The 21,740-nt window shown below is 45.7% G+C and carries 19 protein-coding genes and 1 pseudogene; 13 read left to right on the top strand and 7 right to left on the bottom strand.

Features of this window, described 5'->3' with window-relative positions:
- Positions 1 to 19: 19 nt before the first annotated feature.
- Positions 20 to 1,942 carry a tetratricopeptide repeat protein gene (locus RMO55_RS05015; RefSeq protein ID WP_310424449.1) on the bottom strand — a complete coding sequence of 641 codons (1,923 nt, stop codon included), beginning with the start codon at positions 1,940 to 1,942 and terminating at the stop codon, positions 20 to 22.
- Between the two features lie 241 nt (positions 1,943 to 2,183).
- On the opposite strand from RMO55_RS05015, the gene tsaB reads away from it, so the two are divergent.
- Entirely contained in the window at positions 2,184 to 2,816 is a 633-nt protein-coding gene (tsaB, locus tag RMO55_RS05010) for a tRNA (adenosine(37)-N6)-threonylcarbamoyltransferase complex dimerization subunit type 1 TsaB (RefSeq protein ID WP_310424447.1), read from the top strand.
- Between the two features lie 79 nt (positions 2,817 to 2,895).
- Here the strand turns inward: tsaB and RMO55_RS05005 are convergent, their stop codons facing one another.
- Positions 2,896 to 3,228, bottom strand: coding sequence for a DUF1815 family protein (locus RMO55_RS05005; protein WP_310424445.1), 333 nt, complete (start codon positions 3,226 to 3,228; stop codon positions 2,896 to 2,898).
- A 201-nt stretch (positions 3,229 to 3,429) separates the two neighbouring features.
- A complete protein-coding gene (locus RMO55_RS05000; protein ID WP_310424443.1) occupies positions 3,430 to 4,467 on the bottom strand; it encodes a glucokinase in 1,038 nt (345 codons plus the stop codon).
- Positions 4,468 to 4,571: 104 nt separating this feature from the next.
- Here RMO55_RS05000 and RMO55_RS04995 point away from each other — a divergent pair, with 104 nt between their 5' ends.
- Together RMO55_RS04995 and RMO55_RS04990 are read left to right on the top strand one after the other, a co-directional pair.
- Entirely contained in the window at positions 4,572 to 5,426 is an 855-nt protein-coding gene (locus tag RMO55_RS04995; protein ID WP_310424442.1) for a bifunctional class I SAM-dependent methyltransferase/HIT family protein, read from the top strand.
- Between the two features lie 278 nt (positions 5,427 to 5,704).
- Positions 5,705 to 6,046 (top strand): hypothetical protein, encoded by a 342-nt coding sequence (locus RMO55_RS04990; protein WP_310424440.1) that lies wholly within the window; start codon positions 5,705 to 5,707, stop codon positions 6,044 to 6,046.
- Here the strand turns inward: RMO55_RS04990 and RMO55_RS04985 are convergent.
- Positions 5,995 to 7,266 carry an FGGY-family carbohydrate kinase gene (locus RMO55_RS04985; RefSeq protein WP_310424438.1) on the bottom strand — a complete coding sequence of 424 codons (1,272 nt, stop codon included), beginning with the start codon at positions 7,264 to 7,266 and terminating at the stop codon, positions 5,995 to 5,997. The genes RMO55_RS04990 and RMO55_RS04985 overlap by 52 nt on opposite strands.
- 112 nt (positions 7,267 to 7,378) lie before the next feature.
- On the opposite strand from RMO55_RS04985, the gene RMO55_RS04980 reads away from it, so the two are divergent.
- Positions 7,379 to 7,717, top strand: a complete 339-nt coding sequence (locus RMO55_RS04980; protein ID WP_310424436.1) for a P-II family nitrogen regulator — start codon at positions 7,379 to 7,381, stop codon at positions 7,715 to 7,717.
- Between the two features lie 341 nt (positions 7,718 to 8,058).
- A complete protein-coding gene (locus tag RMO55_RS04975; RefSeq protein WP_310424434.1) occupies positions 8,059 to 9,450 on the top strand; it encodes an NAD-dependent malic enzyme in 1,392 nt (463 codons plus the stop codon).
- Positions 9,451 to 9,577: 127 nt separating this feature from the next.
- On the opposite strand, the gene RMO55_RS04970 is transcribed toward RMO55_RS04975, so the two are convergent.
- Entirely contained in the window at positions 9,578 to 10,027 is a 450-nt protein-coding gene (locus tag RMO55_RS04970; protein WP_310424432.1) for a hypothetical protein, read from the bottom strand.
- 284 nt (positions 10,028 to 10,311) lie between these two features.
- Here RMO55_RS04970 and RMO55_RS04965 point away from each other — a divergent pair, with 284 nt between their 5' ends.
- On the top strand, positions 10,312 to 11,262 hold the full coding sequence (locus RMO55_RS04965) for a MoxR family ATPase (RefSeq protein ID WP_310424431.1): 951 nt from the start codon (positions 10,312 to 10,314) through the stop codon (positions 11,260 to 11,262).
- Between the two features lie 192 nt (positions 11,263 to 11,454).
- A complete protein-coding gene (locus RMO55_RS04960) occupies positions 11,455 to 15,192 on the top strand; it encodes a WD40 repeat domain-containing protein (protein ID WP_310424429.1) in 3,738 nt (1,245 codons plus the stop codon).
- A gap of 46 nt (positions 15,193 to 15,238) precedes the next feature.
- Here the strand turns inward: RMO55_RS04960 and RMO55_RS04955 are convergent, their stop codons facing one another.
- A complete protein-coding gene (locus RMO55_RS04955) occupies positions 15,239 to 16,597 on the bottom strand; it encodes a HAMP domain-containing sensor histidine kinase (RefSeq protein WP_310424427.1) in 1,359 nt (452 codons plus the stop codon).
- Positions 16,598 to 16,853: 256 nt separating this feature from the next.
- Here RMO55_RS04955 and RMO55_RS04950 point away from each other — a divergent pair, with 256 nt between their 5' ends.
- From RMO55_RS04950 to RMO55_RS04925, 6 genes are all read left to right on the top strand, one after another.
- Positions 16,854 to 17,198 (top strand): Hpt domain-containing protein, encoded by a 345-nt coding sequence (locus RMO55_RS04950; RefSeq protein ID WP_310424425.1) that lies wholly within the window; start codon positions 16,854 to 16,856, stop codon positions 17,196 to 17,198.
- 6 nt (positions 17,199 to 17,204) lie between these two features.
- Positions 17,205 to 17,930 (top strand): DNA/RNA nuclease SfsA, encoded by a 726-nt coding sequence (gene sfsA, locus RMO55_RS04945; protein WP_310424423.1) that lies wholly within the window; start codon positions 17,205 to 17,207, stop codon positions 17,928 to 17,930.
- 116 nt (positions 17,931 to 18,046) lie between these two features.
- A complete protein-coding gene (locus RMO55_RS04940; RefSeq protein ID WP_310424421.1) occupies positions 18,047 to 18,475 on the top strand; it encodes an NUDIX domain-containing protein in 429 nt (142 codons plus the stop codon).
- Positions 18,476 to 18,730: 255 nt separating this feature from the next.
- On the top strand, positions 18,731 to 20,083 hold the full coding sequence (locus RMO55_RS04935; RefSeq protein WP_396134174.1) for a MurT ligase domain-containing protein: 1,353 nt from the start codon (positions 18,731 to 18,733) through the stop codon (positions 20,081 to 20,083).
- Positions 20,084 to 20,086: 3 nt separating this feature from the next.
- Positions 20,087 to 20,482, top strand: a complete 396-nt coding sequence (locus RMO55_RS04930) for a hypothetical protein (RefSeq protein WP_310424417.1) — start codon at positions 20,087 to 20,089, stop codon at positions 20,480 to 20,482.
- Between the two features lie 33 nt (positions 20,483 to 20,515).
- Positions 20,516 to 21,310, top strand: coding sequence for a type 1 glutamine amidotransferase (locus RMO55_RS04925; protein ID WP_310424415.1), 795 nt, complete (start codon positions 20,516 to 20,518; stop codon positions 21,308 to 21,310).
- Positions 21,311 to 21,552: 242 nt separating this feature from the next.
- Here the strand turns inward: RMO55_RS04925 and RMO55_RS04920 are convergent.
- Positions 21,553 to 21,740: pseudogene (locus RMO55_RS04920) on the bottom strand (hypothetical protein); the annotation flags it as partial.

Here is a 21,740-nt window from a genome sequence, read left to right as displayed (position 1 = left end):
TTTTCACCCCTCAAACAAATCAACTTCCACCATCCAAATACTTAGCAATTAATTGGGGTAGATAATCGTAGCCATCAACACCGATCGCGGGGAGCAGATTCGGGCGATACTTAATTAGGAATTCATTAAACTGCTCCTGTCCGAGTTGTCCCTGCAAGACAGTGGCTAAACTCGCACTCTGTCGCCATTCTTTCGCACCGATTTGATGTAGCTGATACATCGCCAGACAACTATAAAAGACGGCAGTGCCGTTTTTCTGGAGGCTGTGATAAGCTTCGGCTAAATAGGTAAGATTGAGTCCCTGAAGATATAAATCGCCAACGGCTTGGGCGGCTTTGGTACCCTGTTGGAGATATTCGATCGCTTTTTCTGGTTGTTGAATGGTGAGATAGGCGAGTCCAAGGCTATGATAGCAGAGGGCTAAACTCTGTTTATCTTCGAGGGTTTCGGCAAGTTTTAACCCGCGATCGAGATAACTGATATTCTGTTCGTAGATATCTTCATCCATCAGATCGATCGAGTGTGCCGATAGAACTTCGGAGTAGCCAACGTTAGTCAGGGCATTGGCTTCACCCAATTTATCACCCGTCTGTCGCGCTAAAATTAGGGCGCGTTGACTGTAACTAATTGCTGCGGGATAATCTTTTTGACCGATCGAAATTCGACTCAGATGGTTGAGATTGGCAATTTCACAGGGGCGATCTCCCGCTCGATTGGCGATTTCCAAGGCTTCTTTGTGGAGTTCGATGGCTCGATCGATCTGGCCTAATGTCTGCTGTGAGTAACCTAAAATAGTTAATAATCGCCCTTTCTCCTGAGTACCTGCTACCTGTTTGAGCGGGAGATCGAAATAAGAGAGGGTATCGCGAAGGGTTTCGCCAGAGAATGCGGCAAAAATTCCCCCATAGAGCGGAAAATTCGGACGTTGCGCAGCGGTGCGGAGAATTTGCAGCGTCACCTGAAAACAGGCTTTGGCAATTGCATCGCGATGGTTAGTATTAATCCCCGTCGCTCTGGCGATCCCATTTGCCAATTCGCACCAAATTGCCGCAAACGTAATCAGCGTACTAAAAGCCATCCGCTGTCCCCAGGCGCGATCGTACATTTGTGCGTCGAACCAAGTTACTAAAGCAGTTTGAATACTTTGCAATATAATTGCAAGTTCTGTCCACTCCCCCTCATCCCCACTGCCCTGAGCTGCTGCAAGGTCGGAAACTGACTGCTGAAGACCGATCGTCTTAAATAATGACTGAATTAGTGGTTTGGTGACTTGTCGCGCCCACAGCGACCAAGGGCCGTTCTCTGTAGCTCCGCCAAATCCGATTTGTTGTCCACTTTCATAAATCCAACTCACTAGATGGGGTTCTAGAGCTGGGAGCGTATTTAAGCCTCGATCGAGTCCGTGGGATAATTGGCGTAATTGCTCGAAATCTGCGGGTTGGAGCGTGACAGTTGCCACCGACTGGAGCGATTTAATCATCAGTTGAAGCTGGGATCGATCGAATTTGCGCTCCTGATTGGGATCGAGTGCTTGGAGTAGAGTATTTAACCGTTCCTGGGGTTCGGCGGTAACGATGCGATCGATCGTTGCATTGACAGCGGCTACAGCTTGGCGTTCGTCTTGAACATTACTCAATGCTGTCTGAATCCAGGCGAGAGCATTGAGTTTATGCTTTAATTTGGCTTGTTTCACCTCGTCGGGCTGACTGGCAATTTCTCGTTCGATCCCTTGCACCGTCTCGCTCAGACAACCTTCAAAGATTTCGCTCGTCCCCAACTCAATCTTTTCCACCAAGATTTGATAAATATACTCCTTGGAGATAATCTGTCTCCCCGTCAAAATCCGCGTCACAATTTCCTCGATCGTCTGGAGATATTTCGATCGCAGTGTTTGAGTCTGAGAATTAGGGTTAGAATTAGATCCATCATCGGCAGAAGTCATAGTTATAGATTCCGATTTCTTGCAAATGTATTTCTGTTATCCTATCTCCTTCCCCACGATCGCGGGTTATTGCGATTTTTTTAGTCTCTTGGCAATGGACATACTGCAAATGGTTAAATATTGGACTTAGCAGATCGAGAAGCTAGAAGCTAGAAGACAGATCCCCGACTTCTCGCCAGAAGTCGGGGATCTAGCGTAATCCTACACTATTTACTGTCCACTATTCACCATCCACCAACTCATGAAATACGGTTTATCACTGCATACCAGTAGCCCTGCGTTGGGTTTAGCGATTAGTAGTAATGTAGATGATGTACGTTGCCAAACATGGGATTTGGGGCGAGAAACGTCTAATTATCTCCATCCCTATTTATTAGATTTCCTCAGTCCCCAAACCTGGCAAGATCTAGGCTGGATTGCTGTTGCAAATGGGCCTGGGGGCTTCACGGGTACCCGTCTGGGGGTAGTGACAGCCCGTACCTTAGGACAACAGTTAAACTTGCCTGTATTTACAATTTCTAGTTTAGCGGCGATCGCGTGGCAATGGCAGCAGACAGGCTCTATCGCCATTTCGATGCCCGCTCAACGCGGCGAAGTCTTTGGAGCCGTTTACAATCTGAATGACAATTGTCAGGAATTAACTACGATCCTGCCCGAAACAGTGTTTTCGGCTGCTGATTGGGACACCCAATTAGCCGTTTTCAACCCCGAACATCACCACGTTATCCCTCAATCGGCTAATCTTGCCGATACGGTCGTGGGAGTGCAGGCTTTAGCGCGAATTGCTAACGATCGAGGCGATCGTCCGCATTGGTCAATGGCATTGCCTTTCTACGGTCAACACCCAGTGATTAACTCACCCATTGTGAAATAGTTAACTCGTTGATGTACCTAGGCTGGCGAACCTTTACAGGCGAAATGGAGACTCTGATGGTCGAGTCAATCCGTTGCGATTAGCCAACCAGCACATTTGCATTCGACTGAAGTTGAACTTTGAGTAGATCGGCAAGTTCTTGCAGTTGGCCGATTGCCTCTGCACCTTCTAGTTTCATTAATTCGCGATCGTCGCGCAATTCCGTCCAGGTAATCCCATAGTCAGATACCAAAAACCGGATCAAATGATTCGGAGCCAAACTTACCATGAAGTTTGCACTGTTCATCTGGTCTCCACAGGTATAGCAAGCAGCCTCATACCCACGCCGTTCTAGGACAGTAGCTAGAGCCTGAAGACTCATAACTAGGTCTTTGACGAATTCTCGATGTTGATTTGCTAGTCTAAGAAACATAGCCCTCCTTTTATTAGCACCACTTTACGATAGTATAACCTTTATTATTTTTTAATGTTTCTCGCATTGACAATCTTAATACTTTAGAATTTTTATCGCCCATAAGCTCATACATCCCTAGACTCAGAGTTTGACAGGATAGTTTCCAGGAAACTGTCGCATTAAGTACATTTATATTGTTAAAGAACCAGAGGTCGATTCCTAAAGTCCAAAGCCCAACCTAGCTGCTTGTGCCGCAGCACCAATCAGACCAACTTGAGGATTGAGAATTACACGTACAGGTATCTTACCCATTAAATCGCTAATTCTACCTTTGTGATTAAATGCCGCAAGAAAAGTACCGTCTGTGAGTAGAGGTAAGTTCTTGGCAGCGATGCCACCAGCGATGTACAGTCCTCCATAGGGGAGAATTTTCAGAGCGAGATTTCCGGCTTCGGCACCATAAGCAGAGATAAACATTTGCATGGTAGCTTGGGAGAGTGGATCGGTTTTGGCGATCGCCATTGCAGAAATTAGCGCGGCAGGATCGACTAATTTTTCGATTTGGGCTTCCCAGAGTTTAACTACACTAGCAATCTCAGGATTTTCGGACAGGTTGCTAGTATCGCGCAGATATTGATACATTGCCACAATTCCGCGCCCAGAAATGACTCGATCGTTGGAGATGCGATCGATCTGTAGCTGGCGACATAAGTATTGCACAAATTCAAAGTCTTGGATCGATCGAGCTGCAAAATCTGTATGTCCGCCTTCGGTGGGAATTACTTGATAGTCTGTCCCATTATGAATCAGTAAGCCTTCGCCTAGACCTGTACCAGCCCCAATTACTGCTTTTGGGGCATTTTGTCGCTCTTGTCCAGTTTGGAGGGTGTGGAGGTCTGCTGGGGGCAATTGAGCAATGCCATAGCCAACTGCGGCAAAATCGTTGATTAATTCAACATGGGGAATTTTTAGTGCTTGCTGGAGTCCATCAGCGTTAATATGCCAATCGAGATTGGGTAAATAGGATGCTCGATCGATGACGGCTCCAGCGATGGCGAGACAGGCAATCTGGATCTGGATTTCAATCCCCAGATGGGTTTGAGCTGCTGCCAAAAATTTCTGGGCGATCGACACTAAGCTAGTATACTCTTGACTTTTATATAGTTGCTCGAATTCCGATCGATCTGGTGAATCTGCTTTAACCAGTCTCAGCAGCGTTTTTGTACCACCGAGATCGCCTGCTAATAAATACGTCATATGTTGTTTTGAGCCGTAGCGTTACTGCTTAGTGCGATTGTACATCCGCCATTCTAATACGGGAATAATAGCAGTAACCGATAAAATATCCCAATCCCGAGATCATGCGGAGACAAGCAAATAAATTCAGTCATCTCACCGCGATCGATCGAATTAAATTATCATCACCCGTTCAATTTTTATTATGTCAAAATTTACTCAAAGGTCGCATCCTCGATTTCGGTTGTGGATTGGGAAATGACGTAAAATTTTTGGGACAGAAGGGATTAGATATTAGTGGCTACGATCCATATTATTTTCCGACCTATCCTGAGGGGAAGTTTGATTCGATCTTTTGTGGCTATGTGTTAAATGTTTTAATGCCCGAAGAACAAGCTGATGCGTTAATGAATGTCGCTCATCTGCTCAAACCTGGTGGGAAGGCATACTATGCAGTCAGACGAGATTTAAAAAAGGAAGGATTTCGCGAACATTACATTCACAAGAAGCCAACTTACCAATGTACTGTCAAGCTGCCATTCAAATCGATTCAGCTTAATGACTACTGTGAGATCTATGAATACGTCCATTATAACCACCAATGGAATTCACCGAATAATTGTATCTTCTGCAATCCCCATCGCAAAATAAACTTGCTGACAGAATCGGCCACCGCCTATGCAATGTTCGATGGTTATCCCCTCAGTAAAGGACATGTCTTAATCGTTCCAAAAAAACATATTAGCAATTATTTTGAACTACCATTAAAAGAACAATCTGCCTGCTGGTTGATGGCGAATAAAGTCCAGGAAATCTTAACTAAGGAATTTCAACCCGACGGGTTTAATGTAGGGATGAATATCAACAAAGCTGCGGGACAAGCCATGAACCACGCTACTATTCATATTATTCCTCGCTATGCAGGTGATACCGATCGTCGCAAAAGTGGAATGCGATTAGTAATTCCAAAATCTAGTTAAATAGATTAGGGTTGCCTCTTATTGGTATCCTTCATAGTATGAAGCTGGTCAGTTTTCTCTAAGGTTATAGATTAGTTATGACCTTCGCAAGTAGTATAAGATCGACATAACCAGTTATCCCCAAGGTATGAGACCTTATGTTGTGCTGACAATTTGCTTGATAGTGACACTGCTAGCTGGCTGTACGTCGGGTATCGCCCAGCAAAGTCCGAAACCCGATTAGCCCTGCTAAACCGAATGCTGTAGTGGCATTGGGGCGGATTCAGCCCGATGGAGAAGTGATTAAACTCTCTGTGGCGAATGCTCAGGATAGTCGAGTCGATCGCATCCTGATTAAGGAAGGCGATTTTGTCAAACAGAATCAAGTAATTGCTATTTTACAGGGGATCGATCGCACGCAAGCCGATTTACGCGATGCTCAAGCTGATGTCAAAAAGTCGCAAATCGCCGCTCAGAATGCCGTTATTACCAGGCTCGAGGCACAATTGATGAGTACTCGCAAACAGCAAGAAGCTGCACTGATTGGTGCTCGATCACGATTGGAAAATGCCGAGGCTAATAACCAACGTCAGTTTCTCCTAGCGGAGAGGCTAGCCTGTGCTAAAAGTGCCGTACCATAAGCAGCTTCTTGATGTTTAGATATTAAGATCGGTACGGGTAAATATCGCTGACGAATCTGCGTCCAGACTGGATTTTGGGCACCCCCACCAGCAGTATAGACAGCAGTTAAGGGTGTCGCTCCCAATTCGGCTAATAATCGATAGCCACACGCTTCAATCTTGGCAATTCCTTCGAGTAAACCATGTAAAAAATTGCTCGTTGGCGAAGCCCCTCGGAACGAGGATCGATCGGGGCGGGGTGTGAGTCGAGGTGCTAAATTAGGGTCGTTAATTGGAAACCTTTCACCAGGAGTCAATAAGGGATAATAATCGAGATTGCTAGATAGATTAGGGTTTATGTCCTGGCTCAATTTGACTAACTCTACATCGCTAAAAAACTGTCGCAGTACTGCACCACCAGTATTCGACGCTCCACCTACCAACCATAAATCACCCCAGCGGTGACTGTAAATTCCATATTTAGAATCTTCAACCCGCCTGTGACTGAGCAGTTTGATAACCAACGTCGAACCCAATGATGTCACTGCTTCGCCTGGAGTCTGTACACCACTAGCCATAAACGCCGCAATACTATCGGTAGTCCCAGCACACACCACACAGTCAGCAGGTAATTCCAACTCCCGCGCAACTTCTGGTATCACTCTATCAATTGGCGTGCCTGGTGGCAAAACTTGAGGCAATAACGGGCGATAGGCGTGTCTTTCTAGCCAATCGGGATAACACAGCGATTCAACATCGTAGCCCAGTTTCAGGGCATTGTGATAGTCACTGATGCCCAATTTGCCGTGCAGATGATAAGCCAACCAATCGGCTTGATGGAGAAAATACCGCCCTTGCGGAAATAAATCGGGTTGACTCGCGTACCAGCATAATTTCGCTAGACTAGAAGTGGCACTGATGACCGAATGTCCATTTGGAACGATCGATTTTAACTGCTCTAATACCGATCGACCTCGATCGTCGTAATATAAGATTGGTGTACCGACCGATTGACCTCGATCGTCGCACAATAACACCGTTGAAGAAGTACCGTCGATCGCAATTCTAGTTACCCTTGCTTTCACCGCCATCGGTATCGTTTTAATCAGTGCGAATAGAGTTTCTCGCCATTCTCCAGCTCGCAGATTGCTGGTTCCCCACCAAAGCACATTACAATCGGTATCGATCGCTACCAATCTTGCGCCAGATGTGCCAAAATCTATGCCGAGAGAGACTGTCATATTTTTATTTTGTAGCCAGAGTTACATGTTTAGTCGATCTAACAATGATACAAAAGATCGAGTTGGTGCAGCTAAAAATACTATAGAAACACACATTCAGGAGTAACTAGAAGTGAAAAAGATCGCAGCAATTATTCGCCCTTTCAAGCTAGATGAAGTCAAAATCGCCCTCGTCAACGCAGGTATCGTCGGCATGACGGTATCGGAAGTGAGGGGATTTGGCAGACAAAAGGGACAAACCGAACGCTATCGCGGCTCGGAATACACCGTCGAGTTTCTCCAAAAGCTCAAAGTCGAAGTTGTGGTTGAGGACAATCAAGTTGACATGGTGGTAGATAAAATCATTTCTGCTGCACGCACTGGTGAAATCGGCGATGGCAAAATTTTTGTCAGTCCCGTCGACCAAGTCATCCGCATTCGGACTGGTGAGAAAAATATCGAAGCTGTCTAATTTCCCGATGAAAAGATAACTCCAAAACCTCCATCGAATAAAGTACCAGACAAGTCACGGGTATCATTGCTGACATCCGCAAACCTGTCTGGTTTTTTATTCAACTACAATTCTTCATCACAATTAGGATTTTCATCCACTTTGCGATGATCCAAAGGAGAGGCTAACCCAACAGATCTGATCCTAGCGGTGTATAAACGAGGCTAGGAGTCATTAGGCGGCAATCCTTAACCCGTTGGCGTAGCCTCTCCGCTAGGAGAAATTGACGTTAAATCATCTGCCGCTACCAACAATAACCCTTATAATTAGGGCTGCTAGTTGTGGACGCTTCAAAAACTGAGATGGTAAATTTAAATCCTACTTCTTCCTTCAGTATCTCCATGCATTTGGAAGTACCCAATCGATCGGGTATGCTGGCGAGTATCGCTCAGGGTATCGCTTCCGTCGGGGGAAATATCAGCACGCTAGATATTACCGAGCAGACGCGAGTGCTATCGCGGATCGATGTTACTGTTGATGCTACTAGTACCGAACATGGAGATCAGATCGTCGAAGTAGTCAAGTCGATTCCCGAAGTGCGGCTGACGAGTACCTTCGATCGAACAATGCAACTCCATCGTGGCGGTAAAATTCGGATGGAGAGCAAGATTCCGCTTACCCGTCAGTCGGATTTAGCGATGGCTTATACCCCTGGGGTGGGGCGTGTCTGTATGGCGATTGCCAACGAACCCGAACGAGTTTACGAATTAACGATTAAGTGCAATACTGTGGCGATCGTCACCGATGGTAGTGCGGTATTAGGATTGGGTAATTTAGGTGCAGCCGCTTCGATGCCAGTCATGGAAGGCAAAGCGATGTTATTTAAAGAATTTGCTGGACTTGACGCATTTCCGATCTGTTTAGATACTCAAGATACCGAAGAAATCATCAAAACTGTCAAACATCTCGCACCTGTCTTTGGCGGGATAAATCTCGAAGATATCGCTGCGCCACGTTGTTTTGAGATTGAAGCACGGCTACGGGCAGAATTAGATATTCCCGTTTTCCATGACGATCAACATGGTACCGCGATCGTTACCCTCGCCGCCCTGTTAAACTCACTCAAACTGGTCAAAAAATCCCTTGATACTGTCAAAATTACCATTAATGGTGCGGGTGCGGCCGGAATCGCGATCGCTAAATTATTTACCACCGCTGGCGTAAAGCATATCTGCATCTGCGACTCCAAAGGAATTATCTCCACCAGTCGCACTGACTTAAACCCTGAGAAACTGGAATTTGCCGTCTCCCAAACGGGTACCCTCGCCGACGCAATGGTAGGTGTAGATGTCTTCCTCGGTGTCAGCGCACCCGGAGTCGTCAGTCCAGAAATGGTAAAATCGATGGCAAAAGATCCAATCGTCTTTGCGATGGCAAATCCCATTCCCGAAATCCAACCGGAATTAGTTAGCAATGATGTCGCAGTCATGGCGACAGGGCGCAGCGATTATCCCAATCAAATCAATAATGTCCTCGCTTTTCCTGGTGTCTTTCGCGGCGCGATCGATTGTCGTGCCAATCAGATTAGCATCAATATGTGCCTAGAAGCTGCTAAAGCGATCGCGTCTCTAGTCAATCCCAACGAACTCAGCCGCGAGTACATCGTTCCTTCTGTGTTTGACAAGCGCGTCGCCACCGCCGTCGCCTCTGCGGTTCAAAAAGCTGCCCGAGAAGAAGGAATTGCCAAGTATTAAATTAATTGAGAATTATAGCAATTGCCAGGGCTGTTAGGACATATCAGATCCAAAGGCTTCTTGGAGAAGCCTTTGGATCTAGCCTCCCAAAACGTCCTAACTAACCTAGCGACTGCTATATTTGGATCTATGCTGCATGACTGAATAGAAAATGAGTCATTTCTGAACAGATTCCTTCTAGTTCAATTCGGCTGGATTCTGGCAATCCAAATCCAATATAACTGAGCACTTCTTCCCATGCCTGAAGTTCCGCCATTGTCTTTACTTGGCGCAGTTTTTTGGCGTAAAAATTGTGCCAAAATAGTGGCGCGATCTGGTCGTATTTTTTCCAGCGTTTGCGCCATGCTCGGACATCGCGATGATTGGGTAAGGCGACTCCAATAATCGGCGGTAAGTCGGCGTAGCTGACAAAAGTACTCGTTTTTTTACCAACGACATGCACCACATATCGCCAGCAATTTACCTTGTAAATTTCATCTGGCGATCGCTTGAGATGCATGGCTATGGCAGATTTAGTCGCGAATCTACTTTGAGGATTGGTGATAGTTACGGTGGGTTTGGGTGAGGCTAATAACATGAGAAGACACCAAAAAGGGCGGATGAATTATTGGTGATGCAGGGAATTGGGGAGTTGGTTATGCATACATTTATTATAGTACATTTTTACCAAAATAAATGTGGACGGAGTTAGATTGTACGCTGAATTTCGATTGAAACTCAAGCCCCTAGATATGGCGTATTCGCAAGATTTCAACACTAATTACGCCGATAGTGGCATAGTCTCGATCGAAATTGGGAAAAATAGATTAATAGCCTTGTCCCTATTTACGATTTACCACTTACGCCTTACCACTTATTACTATGGCTACTCTTGTTTCCCCATCACCCATTCAACGGCTAACTGCAAATATTGCCCAGCAGATTGTCGGGAAAGATCGTCCGATTCAGCTTGTCTTGACAGCTCTGCTTTCTGGGGGACATGTGTTACTAGAAGATGTACCTGGAGTTGGTAAAACTTTACTGGCTAAATCTCTGGCTAAATCGATCGATGGTAAATTCCAACGCATTCAGTGTACGCCCGATCTGCTTCCTTCCGATATTACTGGCACAAATATCTGGAATCCTGGGAGTCGGGAATTTCAATTTATCCCTGGGCCAGTTTTTACTAATATTTTACTGACTGATGAGATCAACCGCGCCACTCCCCGGACTCAATCGGCGTTATTGGAAGTTATGGAGGAAAGACAGGTAACGCTAGATGGACAATCCCGTGCGGTACCTGCACCTTTTTTTGTAATTGCGACTCAAAACCCGATCGAGTCACATGGGACATTTGCTCTACCTGAAGCACAAATGGATCGATTCGCGATCTCGCTGAGTTTGGGATATCCAGATGCTGCGGGAGAACTGCAAATGTTGCAAGGATTGGCGACGGGAACGCCTGTAGCTAATTTGGAACCCTGTATCTCGCTCGAACAACTCCAAGCGATTCAGCAACAGTGTCAGCAGATTAAAGTAGATTTATCGATCCAGCAATATATTATCGACCTAGTTCGCGCCACTCGCAATGACAGCGAAATTAGCCTGGGAGTGAGTCCGCGTGGTTCTGTCGCACTCTACCGTGCAACCCAGGCTTGGGCATGGCTCCAAGGGCGTTCTTACGCTCTTCCTGATGATGTTAAGGAGCTGGCTCTCTATGTGCTATCGCATCGAATTATGACGATCGGCGGTCGTCGCGGTACTCAGGTAATTACGCGGCTATTGCAAGAAGTACCTGTTGATGCTTCTGGTGACAAACTGCGTCAGCGGTAGGGGACTTGGAGACTTGGGGACTTGGAGATCGGACTCTACACGGGCATAATCTGAACTAATCACACACAGATCTACCTACTTTCTAGTCGTTAAAAGCGCAAGCTATGCTCGGGCAAAAAATCAATAGATTGTCCCCCATCCCCCCTAATCGAGTTAACCTAAAAGGTGGGAAGTTATTCGGGAAGATAGCTGATGGAATTAGATCGGGCTGAGGCGATTGTCAAAGAACTCCTTGCCCCTAAATACCTGAATCCACCGCAAGAAATGGTATTTAGGGCGGCTTGGAATGGACAATCTTATCGCGATCTTGCCGATGCGGCTGGATACGATTGCGACTACATTAAAGGAGTTGGTGCCCAAATTTGGCGGATGTTGGCAACTGCAACAGAATGTAAGGTCTCTAAGGGTAATTTTCGGCAGGTATTAGAATTATTCGCAGCCAGGATCGAGCAGCCAGGATCGAGCGAGCCAACCCCAGCCCAGTCGCAGATTGACTGGGGCGAGGCGATGGATGTCTCGGCATTTTATGGGCGTGAGTTAGAACGCAGTCAACTCGATCGATGGATTGTCACAGATCGTTGTCGATTAGTGGCGATTTTGGGGATGGGTGGGATGGGTAAAACGACGATTGCGATCGATCTGGTGCAAAAGTTGCAAGCAGAAATCCAGACATCGGGAGCGGGAGATTCAAATCGATTTAGTTATATTTTGTGGCGCAGTTTGCTCAATGCACCGCCGCTGAAGGAATTACTTCCAGAATTAATTCGCACATTATTGACATCCCCAGGATTGACACTCGTTGGTGTAGCCTCTCTCTTGGAGCATCGACATGTGGGATCTGAGCTAGAGCTAATGCCGAAAACGGTAGCCAGTCAGATCGAGTTGTTATTAGAAATTTGTCAAAAACATCGCTGTTTGATCGTCTTAGATAATGGGGAATCGATTTTCCAAGCGGGGGCGCAGGTGGGACAATATCGATCGGGATATGCTGATTATGGCGAGCTATTTAGCACGCTCGGACGGATGAATCATCAGAGTTGTCTGATAATTACCAGTCGGGAAAAACCGACGGAAATCAGTCAGCTCGAAGGGGTAAATGCTAAAGTTAGAACCTTAATGCTTCCAGGCTTGGATGCGACAGCCGGACAACAGATTTTTGCCGATCGAGGTTGCAAGCCTGTCGCGGAGCTAGAATGGGCGGAGATCGATCGATATTGTGGCGGTAATCCCCTCGCCTTTCAACTGATTGCAGCGGCGGTACAGGAGGTAGCAGATGGGGATGTGAGTGAGATTTTCCCCTACTTACGATCGAGTAAATTAGGCTTTACCGATATTCACATTCTGCTCGAACAGCAGTGGGAACGTCTCACCGCCGCCGAGCAACAGGTGATGTACTGGCTGGCAATTGCCCGCGAACCCCTGTCGATCGTCGATTTGGAAGCATCACTCCACCCCGCCTGGAATCACCCCCGTCAGGGCGATTATCGGGCAGAAAGATCGATCTCTAGTAGCTCATCCTTACTGAATGTTTTACAATCCCTCCGTCGTCGGAGTATTATCTTTTCATTATCGGGACAGATCGAGCAAGGTAAACGACAGTGGTCGTTACAACCGATGGTGATGGAATATGTGACGGGGAGATTCGTCGATAAAATTTACAATGAGATCGAGCAACAGCAACCATTTTGGCTGAATACTCATCCGATTGCCCAAGCTAACGCCAAGGAGTATCTGCGTCAAGCCCAATTGCGACTAATCGTTCAACCCGCGATCGACAGGCTCCGCTCCAGCATTGGCAATCTTCAGCAAATCGGCACCCATCTGCGGTTAATTCTGGCGCAATGGCAAGTTTCCAATTCCCTCCAACCTGGATATTTAGCTGGTAACTTACTTAATTTCCTGACTCATCTCAAACTAGATTTAACCGATTTAGACTGTTCTGAATTGGTAATTCAACAAGCATATTTAGTCGGAATCAACTTGACACGGGTTAATTTTACCAACGCGCAGATGGTCGATTGCGCTTTTACCCAAACCTTTAGTACCATCCTTTCGATCGCCTATAGTCCAGATGGTGAAATACTTGCAGCGAGCGATAGTAATGGTGACATTCGGTTGTGGAACATCCGCGACGGACAATGTTTACTGACTTGTTCGGGACATACCAATTGGGTGCGGGGAATTAAATTTAGTCCCGACGGACGGTATTTAGTTAGTTCTAGCGACGATCACACCATTAAAATTTGGGACTTACAAGATGGTACCTGTCTGAAGACGATCGGCGAGGGGATTTATAGTTTCGGCTGTAGTTTTAGTCCTGATGGTCGCTATCTTGCTAGTGGTAGTGCTAATAATATTATCTACTATTGGGATCTCCAAACCCAACTGTGCGTAAGGGAATTTGTCGGACATCAAGGTTGGTCGGTGGATGTGAAATTTCTCCCTGGGGGCGATCGATTAGTCAGTGGTAGTGCCGATGGTACCGTGCGAATATGGAATGTGGCAAGCGGTGAATGTCAACGAGTTTTAACTGGGCACACAAACTGGGTTGCAACGGTCGATTATAGTCCTGACGGTAAAACTATCGTCAGCGGCAGTCTCGATGGCACCCTGCGGCTCTGGGATGCCACTGAGGTGACAAATGGAGAGCGAGCGTGTCAGTTAGTTTTAACTGGACATGGCGAGGAAATCTGGTCGGTGGCATTTAGTCCGAATGGGGCGTATTTTGCGAGTGCGGGTGTGGGTGGATTATTGCGGATTTGGCGGGCGAGTGACGGTCATTGTCTCCATCGGTTAGAAGGACATAGTAAACGATTGTGGTCGCTAGCATTTCACCCCGATGGACATCGCCTAGCTAGTGGCGGCGAAGACCAAACGATTCGCTTTTGGCAAGTTAGCGATGGTAAATGTTTGCAATCGCTCAATGGCTATACTAATTGGTTTCGATCGATCGCCTGGAGTCCCGATGGACAAAGGTTAATTACGGCTAGTCGCGATGCTCAAATTCGCGTTTGGTCGATCGATCCAGATATTTGTCTCCAGCAATTATTAGGGCATAATAAATCTATTATTACTGTCGCCTACGACCCGCAGGGACTGACTTTTGCTAGCGGTAGTGACGATCGCACGATCCGAATTTGGGACGCTCAAACTCTCACCTGTAACCAGACATTGCGCGGACATACCGATGGGATTCTCGCCCTAGTATATAGTCCTGACGGCAAATATTTAGTAAGTAGTGGCAGCGATCGCGCCATCAGAATCTGGGATACTCAAAGATGGCGATGTTTGCACATTTTGACTGGACATACCGAGCGAATTTGGGGATTGGCTTATCATCCAGATCGAGACCTGATTGCTAGTGCCAGCGAAGATTGTACCATTAGAATCTGGAATTTAGTCGATCGAGAACCAATTCATATTCTGCGTGGACATACCAATCGATCGGTTTCCGTAGCCTTCGATCCTCGTGGTACAATCCTTGCTAGTGGTGGCATGGATAGTCAAATTCTACTCTGGAATATCGAAACCGGAGAACTTTGTCACAACTTAACCGGACACACAGGCTGGATTTTGTCCCTAGCATATAGTCCCGACGGCAAATGGCTATTTAGTGGTGCTTCTGACTATACAATAAAAATTTGGTCGATCGAAACTGGACTCTGTATCGATACTCTCACCGGACATCAAAGCTGGGTGTGGTGGATAGCAGTCAGTCCTTGCGGTCGGTTATTAGCTAGTGCTAGTGAGGATGAAACCATTCGCATCTGGGATTTGTCCGATGGTAATCTGCTTTCTACTCGCCGTGCCGATCGTCCTTATGAGGGGATGAATATTACTGGAGTCGATGGCTTGACAAAAGCACAAATTGATGAGTTGAAAGTGCTGGGGGCGCAGGCAAATATTGGGGATTCGGGATTAGGCTGTTAATGACTGCTAAACCCGTCTATCTTGGAAACCATAGTTTTTTGTGGTGTTACGATCGAGTTGTCAAGCCTTTGAAAGTGACGATTACAGTCGTCCCGACATTCACTTGACTATCGATCGAGATTTCACCTTGATGGCTATTGACGATCGATCGAACGATCGCTAAACCCAAACCCGAACCACTACTAACATCCGAGGCACTGGCCGTTCGAGCTGGATCGACACGATAAAACCTGTCGAATAAATGTGGCAGTGCTGCTGCGGGAATTCCCATCCCGTTATCTTGGACTTGGACTTGCAAGTATGATATGCTTTGACGAGTCAGTTGTTTTAATTTAATATTAATCTCCGATGGACTCTTGTTAGATAAAGGCGTATATTGAATCGCATTAGTCAGTAAATTGGTGAATAGTCGCACCAGTCGATCCCAATCTCCACTCATGTTAAACATCGCGATATCGTTATTGTCTAACTGGAGTGAAACGGCGGGTAACGGCTGGATAATCTCGAAGGTGAGACTAATCCCCCTCGCGGCTGCAGCTAATTGTTGTTCTTCGATCGTTTCCATCAGCAAAGCATCTAGTGGGACGGAACTAAATTCAGCAGTGATGATGCTACTATCTTGACGAGCGAGAAATAATAGATCGTCAACCAATCGCCCCAAGCGACGAGTCAATCTTTCGATTGTCCGAAGTTGCTGGCGTTGTTGAGGTGGTAAAGGTTCCTCACTCAGTGCGACTTGAACATTGGTTTGAATAGTGGCAATCGGGTTACGCAGTTCGTGGGATGCATCTGCGGTAAATTGTTTGAGTTGTTGGTACGAAGCCTTAACAGGCTCGATCGCAATACCAGACAGAAACCAACCGATCGCGGCGACACTAGCAATTACGAGCGAAGTCCCAATTGTCAGATCGACAATTAACAATTCAGTGGGTTTGGTGACTTCAAACCAGGGATGACTGACTCGCAAAAATCCGACCAATACACCATTCCCCGTTACTGGCGCAGTAATTTGTCTGAGGATGCGATTGTTGCTAACACGAACGGTTTCACCATCGAGATTGAGCCAGACAGGAAGATCGAGCGGTTCTCTGAGTGTAGACCATATCAATTTCCCACTGAGATTAAATAATTCTAGGTCGATCCGATCGTCATCTAGTCGATCTGAATCATCCTGGAAACTTGCCCCAACATTAATCTGAAACTGACTACTTGCACCTGGCATATCGATTTTATCGATCGCGATCGATCTACTGACAACTTCGACCACATGATTTAAAGTATCATCGATTCGCTCGATTAAAGTACTCCGCACATAGATATACATCCCAATCGCAAATACCAGCAAGACAATGGCGGTGACAGTGGTATACCAAATAGCCAAGCGGCGGCGAGTTGTTTGAAACATAGGATCGGTTTTAGGCTTTAGGCTTTAGGCTTTAGGGAAGGAGGGGAGTAGGCTGTACCACCGTAAGGGGAGTAAGGGAGTAGTAAACACACCCTCACACCCCCACACCCATCACTAGTTCTGAAAATGAGGAATCAATTCGGCAGTGCCGACGCTACGCGATCGGGATAAAATAGGTAATGATAGTTAACTGACATCCATCACCAAGAATAAGATAATTATCAATTATTAATTATCCATTATCAAACGCAGCATAATGAACGATTTCAGTGATATCGACTGGGAGCAATTGCATCAAGTTTCAGAAGATGACCCAGAATTTGAATTAGAATTGCTGACAATGTTGGCAGAAGACGTGAAAATTCACATTGAAGATCTGCGTCAAGCAATAGTCGATCGAGATCCCATTGCCATCGCCCATGAAGCACACTATATCAAAGGAGCTAGTGCTAATGTGGGGATTATTAGCATTACTAAATCAGCCAAACAAATCGAACAACTCGCTCGGTCGGAACAGATCGCCGAGACTACTGCTCTCGTCGCCCAAATGGCGATCGATCTGGGTAACTTAGAAACTTATTTAGCAACTCGGAACTCGTAAAAGATCTTGCTCTACACCTATCCTCAATTGTATCCTGGTATTTTAGTCAAAAGATATAAGCGGTTTTTTGCAGATATCGAGCTGAATACGGGTGAACTTATTACCGCCCATTGTCCGAATACTGGTCCAATGACTGGGGTATGTCAAATCGGTGCCCCCGTGCAAGTTTCTTTTCACGACAATCCCAAGCGGAAACTAGCATACACCTGGGAGATGATTCAAATCGATAATGTCTGGATCGGGATTAACACCGCATTACCCAACAAACTGATTAAAATCGCCCTAGAGCAGCAGCTATTTCCAGAACTTGGCACCTATCAAAAGATTCGATCGGAAGTGGTTTACGGGCAAGATCACCGCAGTAGAATAGACTTTTTGCTTGAAGCTGGAGATCGATCGATCTACCTAGAAGTTAAAAATACTACCTGGTCGAACCTCGTGAAACGAGGCGCAAGCTACGAAGATGTCGCCGTCTTTCCCGATACTGAGACAACTAGAGGTCAAAAGCACCTACGGGAACTCATCGATGTCATGCCGACTAGTCGTGCTGTTATGCTATATCTCATCAATCGTGGGGACAAGACCAAATTTGCCCCTGGCGATACTACCGATCCTATTTACGGTCAACTGCTTCGTACTGCAGTAGCAAAAGGCTTGCAAGTTCTCCCCTGCCGATTTGATGTCAGTCCCGAAGGTGTGAAATACTTAGGCATAGCCGAACTAATCCTCTAGCTATAATTTCAGGCATTGCTGAATCAGGATGCAAAGCATCAGGGTACGATCCGATCCTTCTGACAACAATTAGCATTCCTCTTTCCCAATCCCGAACCCCTAATTTCATAAAATCGATGCAACAAGTCAAATCCTGCGGTTTTATTCTATTTAGAGGAGATCCTGCCCATCCTCACAAATCTTTTCTGCTGATGAAACATCTCGATCGATACGATCTACCCAAAGGACATGTCGAACCTGGCGAGTCAGATCTAGAATGTGCCCTGAGAGAGATGACCGAAGAAACTGGCATTCCAATTAGCGCAGTTCAAATCGACCCGAATTTTGAGTATCGATCGGTTTACTATCCGCAGTATGCCAGGTTTAATGATGAGATCGTCGAAAAGACTTTAATTATTTTCATGGGCTGGCTTGACGGGGAAATCTCAATTACGACCACCGAACATCTCGGCTATGAATGGATTGATTGGCAACCGCCCCACCAGATTCAGCTTCAGACGATCGATCCCCTCCTTGCAACGGTTAGAGCTTATTTTGGGGATTAACTTCGATTTTGGCAAAATACATGATACTATAAGTTTTACAACCTAGGGTAATCAAAAGGGGTAAATATATATTCGGCCTATAAATTCTGTCGATTCGGTCTTTGGCGCAAAATGTGAGCAGATCTACAATAGAGAAGTCGCGATCCGAATCAACCCCACCAAAACCTGTCCCCAAGACTTGATATAATATACGGCTTCAGGTGGTGTAGTCACCCCGATCCTAGTCCATCGCTGAAACAAAGGTTTAAGGTGCAGATAAATTTATTAGATCGAGTCAGATTGGGAATTGCGGTATTTGCAGCCAAGACAATTACCTCGACAATTCGCACATTCAAGTTAGGTGCGGCGAGTGTCCTGCCTGGTACCATCGGCAAACGTCTGCACCCGCAGATTTTAGCTATGCTTTCCCAACAGATTAAATATGGGGTAATTGTCGTCGCTGGCACGAATGGTAAAACTACGACTTCCTTATTATTAAGAGATATTTTAGAGAAGGATGGTTGGAAGGTAGTCCATAATGAGGCAGGAGCTAATTTAGTTAATGGTTTAATTACCACACTATTAGAAAATACTAGCCTGACTGGTAAACTCAGCGCAGACTATGGCATTCTCGAAGTAGACGAAAATGTGATTCCCCTAGTCATTCCCCAACTCAAACCTAAGTATGTAATTGCACTCAATTTATTTCGCGATCAACTCGATCGATACGGTGAAGTCGATACAATTACCTATCGGTGGGGTAAGGCAATTGCCGAATTAGATTGTGACACAATTTTAGTTACTAATGGTGACGATCCAGCATTGGCACATTTAGGACAACAATTAACTAAAGGAAATAAACCCAAACAAGTTAAATATTTTGGACTGAGCGAACCAGAATTATATCTAGAGGAAATCCCTCATGCTGTAGACTCAATTTACTGTCCGAGCTGTGGCACTGCGTTGGAATATAAAGGCGTTTATCTTTCTCACCAAGGCGATTTTGACTGTCCGAAATGTGACTTCACCAAGAGTAAACTCTCGATCGACAGTAAGGAATGGCCGCAGGTATTAATCGGTGTCTATAACAAATATAATACTCTTGCTGCAATTACCACGATGGAATCGATCGGGATTGGTAAGCCCGTAATTATCGATACGATTAGCAACTTCCAAGCTGCCTTCGGTCGATCGGAAGAAGTAGATTACAATGGCAAAAAAGTACGGATTTTATTAACTAAAAATCCCGCCAGTATGAACGAAACGATCCGCGCTGTCAGTCAGGTTAATCAGGCTGGTGGTGGCTCTGTGAGTTTAATGGTATTAAACGATCGCACTCCCGACGGTACTGATGTTTCCTGGATTTGGGATGTAGATACCGAAAAATTTGTCAATGCTGGCGGTACAATTGTCGTGAGTGGCGATCGAGTTTATGATATGGCATTGCGATTAGAATATAGCAAAATTGACCTAAATGGTGGTGCGAACATCATCGTCAAAGAAAATCTCAAAGATGCGATCGATACCGCGATAGAACTTACCTCATCTACCGAGATTCTCCACATTATTCCTACCTATTCCGCGATGTTAGACGTGCGCGAAATATTGACTGGTAAAAAGATTCTCTAAACCATGAAAATTGCACAACGAAATGATTGGAAAACAGAAATATTTCCCTCCACTTCTAAATCGATAGTCGTCGATCGAACTTACTCAAAAAGTGAATTTGAGAAAATTATTGTCGGAACTATTCCAGAAGAGATGGAAGATAAGTGGTTTGTTTTTTATGAAGAACCTTGGTTGTATTTACATCGTAGTTGGACTGGGTTCTGTGTTTTCAAAGTTCGATTTGAAATGGTTGATGACAAGGTACAGATAACTGAGGTTTGGGTGAATCGAAATCCCGAACAATATAAGGAAACAGATGATAGTCGCGATCGAAATCTTCTGGAGATACTTCTTGACTATCGAGCAGGCTATGACACAAGGAGCCAGTCAATTAGTTATGCGAAAAGCTTGTCAGAATAAATGAAATAATTATAAAGCAACTCCTAACTCTCCATGAACCAAACACTAGAACTAAAAATCGGCTGGCTTTATCCTACCTTAATGAGTACTTATGGCGATCGAGGTAACGTTATAGCTATTCAACAACGCGCCCAATGGCGGGGAATTAACGTCGAAGTGATTCCATTCGATCGAGATTCCCATCCTGATAGTATCCATCAAATTGATGTGATGGCTGGTGGTGGTGCTCAAGATCGCCAGCAAGAAATCGTCATGCGCGACCTTGCTGGAGCCAAAGCTGAAGCGATCAAAGCTAAACTAGACGCAGGCGCACCAGGCGTATTTACCTGCGGTTCGCCCCAATTGCTAGGCCGATTTTACGAGCCAGGATTGGGCGAACGGATCGAAGGCATGGGCATCATCGATCTTGAAAGCAAACATCCAGGGATTGACACCCCTCGCTGCATTGGCAACGTCGTCTTTGAGATTACCGCCAAAAGACTCGCTGCCGAACTTACCGAGCTACTAGGAGGCAAAAAACCGATAATTGTGGGATTTGAAAATCACGGTGGTAGAACCTATCTCGGCCCTAATGCCGAAGCTCTGGGAACGGTAATTAAGGGTAATGGCAATAATGCCACCGATGGTACCGAAGGCGCATTCTATCACAACGCGATCGCCACTTATTCCCACGGCCCACTCATCCCCAAAAACCCCTTTATCGCTGATTGGATGATTAAAACCGCGCTTCAGGATAAATATCAAACTGAAATAAACCTCACACCACTAGATGATAGTTTAGCCGATCGAGCGCGGGCTGCGATGTTAAAGCGATTGGAAATTAATTAAGTACCAATAAATCCCCTCTAGCAGCCCGTCGAGGATCGGGATTTCTTCTCAAACTCACATTTTGCACCAGAACATAAATATTAGTAAAAGCGTAGATCTCTCTGTCTACCCATTCAGCGGCATTTTTATTCGGGGGTTTCCCCGAATAAAAAAAGGGGATGGGGATCGATCCCCAGGTGCTGTAGAGCGGAGCTAGGAATGAGCGCATGGAGACCTTAACCCGAACTGACGCTATTTACCTGTTAATCTGCAATTGCACTGAGCAAGACTTCCTTGAGCGTCAGATCTTCCATATCATTCATCGTAATAGTATCGACGATATCAAACTTTGCACCAGCCCGCCCGAGATCGTCGTCGAGGATTTTTAGAAACTTAGTAGCTGATTCATCCATACCGACTTGAACGAAAGAAATCGCTAACTCTTCATCTC

Origin of the sequence: Chamaesiphon sp. VAR_48_metabat_135_sub (assembly GCF_031418915.1) — a bacterium.
Classification (GTDB): domain Bacteria; phylum Cyanobacteriota; class Cyanobacteriia; order Cyanobacteriales; family Chamaesiphonaceae; genus Chamaesiphon.
This window is presented reverse-complemented; position numbering and strand designations above follow the sequence as displayed.

What these genes read in the sequence shown, in the direction of transcription:
- RMO55_RS05015 (WP_310424449.1), bottom strand. Translation starts at nt 1,942, where the DNA reads ATGACTTCTGCCGATGATGGATCTAATTCTAACCCTAATTCTCAGACT.
- tsaB (WP_310424447.1), top strand. Translation starts at nt 2,184, where the DNA reads ATGAAATACGGTTTATCACTGCATACCAGTAGCCCTGCGTTGGGTTTA.
- RMO55_RS05005 (WP_310424445.1), bottom strand. Translation starts at nt 3,228, where the DNA reads ATGTTTCTTAGACTAGCAAATCAACATCGAGAATTCGTCAAAGACCTA.
- RMO55_RS05000 (WP_310424443.1), bottom strand. Translation starts at nt 4,467, where the DNA reads ATGACGTATTTATTAGCAGGCGATCTCGGTGGTACAAAAACGCTGCTG.
- RMO55_RS04995 (WP_310424442.1), top strand. Translation starts at nt 4,572, where the DNA reads ATGCGGAGACAAGCAAATAAATTCAGTCATCTCACCGCGATCGATCGA.
- RMO55_RS04985 (WP_310424438.1), bottom strand. Translation starts at nt 7,266, where the DNA reads ATGACAGTCTCTCTCGGCATAGATTTTGGCACATCTGGCGCAAGATTG.
- RMO55_RS04975 (WP_310424434.1), top strand. Translation starts at nt 8,059, where the DNA reads ATGGTAAATTTAAATCCTACTTCTTCCTTCAGTATCTCCATGCATTTG.
- RMO55_RS04970 (WP_310424432.1), bottom strand. Translation starts at nt 10,027, where the DNA reads ATGTTATTAGCCTCACCCAAACCCACCGTAACTATCACCAATCCTCAA.
- RMO55_RS04965 (WP_310424431.1), top strand. Translation starts at nt 10,312, where the DNA reads ATGGCTACTCTTGTTTCCCCATCACCCATTCAACGGCTAACTGCAAAT.
- RMO55_RS04960 (WP_310424429.1), top strand. Translation starts at nt 11,455, where the DNA reads ATGGAATTAGATCGGGCTGAGGCGATTGTCAAAGAACTCCTTGCCCCT.
- RMO55_RS04955 (WP_310424427.1), bottom strand. Translation starts at nt 16,597, where the DNA reads ATGTTTCAAACAACTCGCCGCCGCTTGGCTATTTGGTATACCACTGTC.
- RMO55_RS04950 (WP_310424425.1), top strand. Translation starts at nt 16,854, where the DNA reads ATGAACGATTTCAGTGATATCGACTGGGAGCAATTGCATCAAGTTTCA.
- RMO55_RS04940 (WP_310424421.1), top strand. Translation starts at nt 18,047, where the DNA reads ATGCAACAAGTCAAATCCTGCGGTTTTATTCTATTTAGAGGAGATCCT.
- RMO55_RS04930 (WP_310424417.1), top strand. Translation starts at nt 20,087, where the DNA reads ATGAAAATTGCACAACGAAATGATTGGAAAACAGAAATATTTCCCTCC.
- RMO55_RS04925 (WP_310424415.1), top strand. Translation starts at nt 20,516, where the DNA reads ATGAACCAAACACTAGAACTAAAAATCGGCTGGCTTTATCCTACCTTA.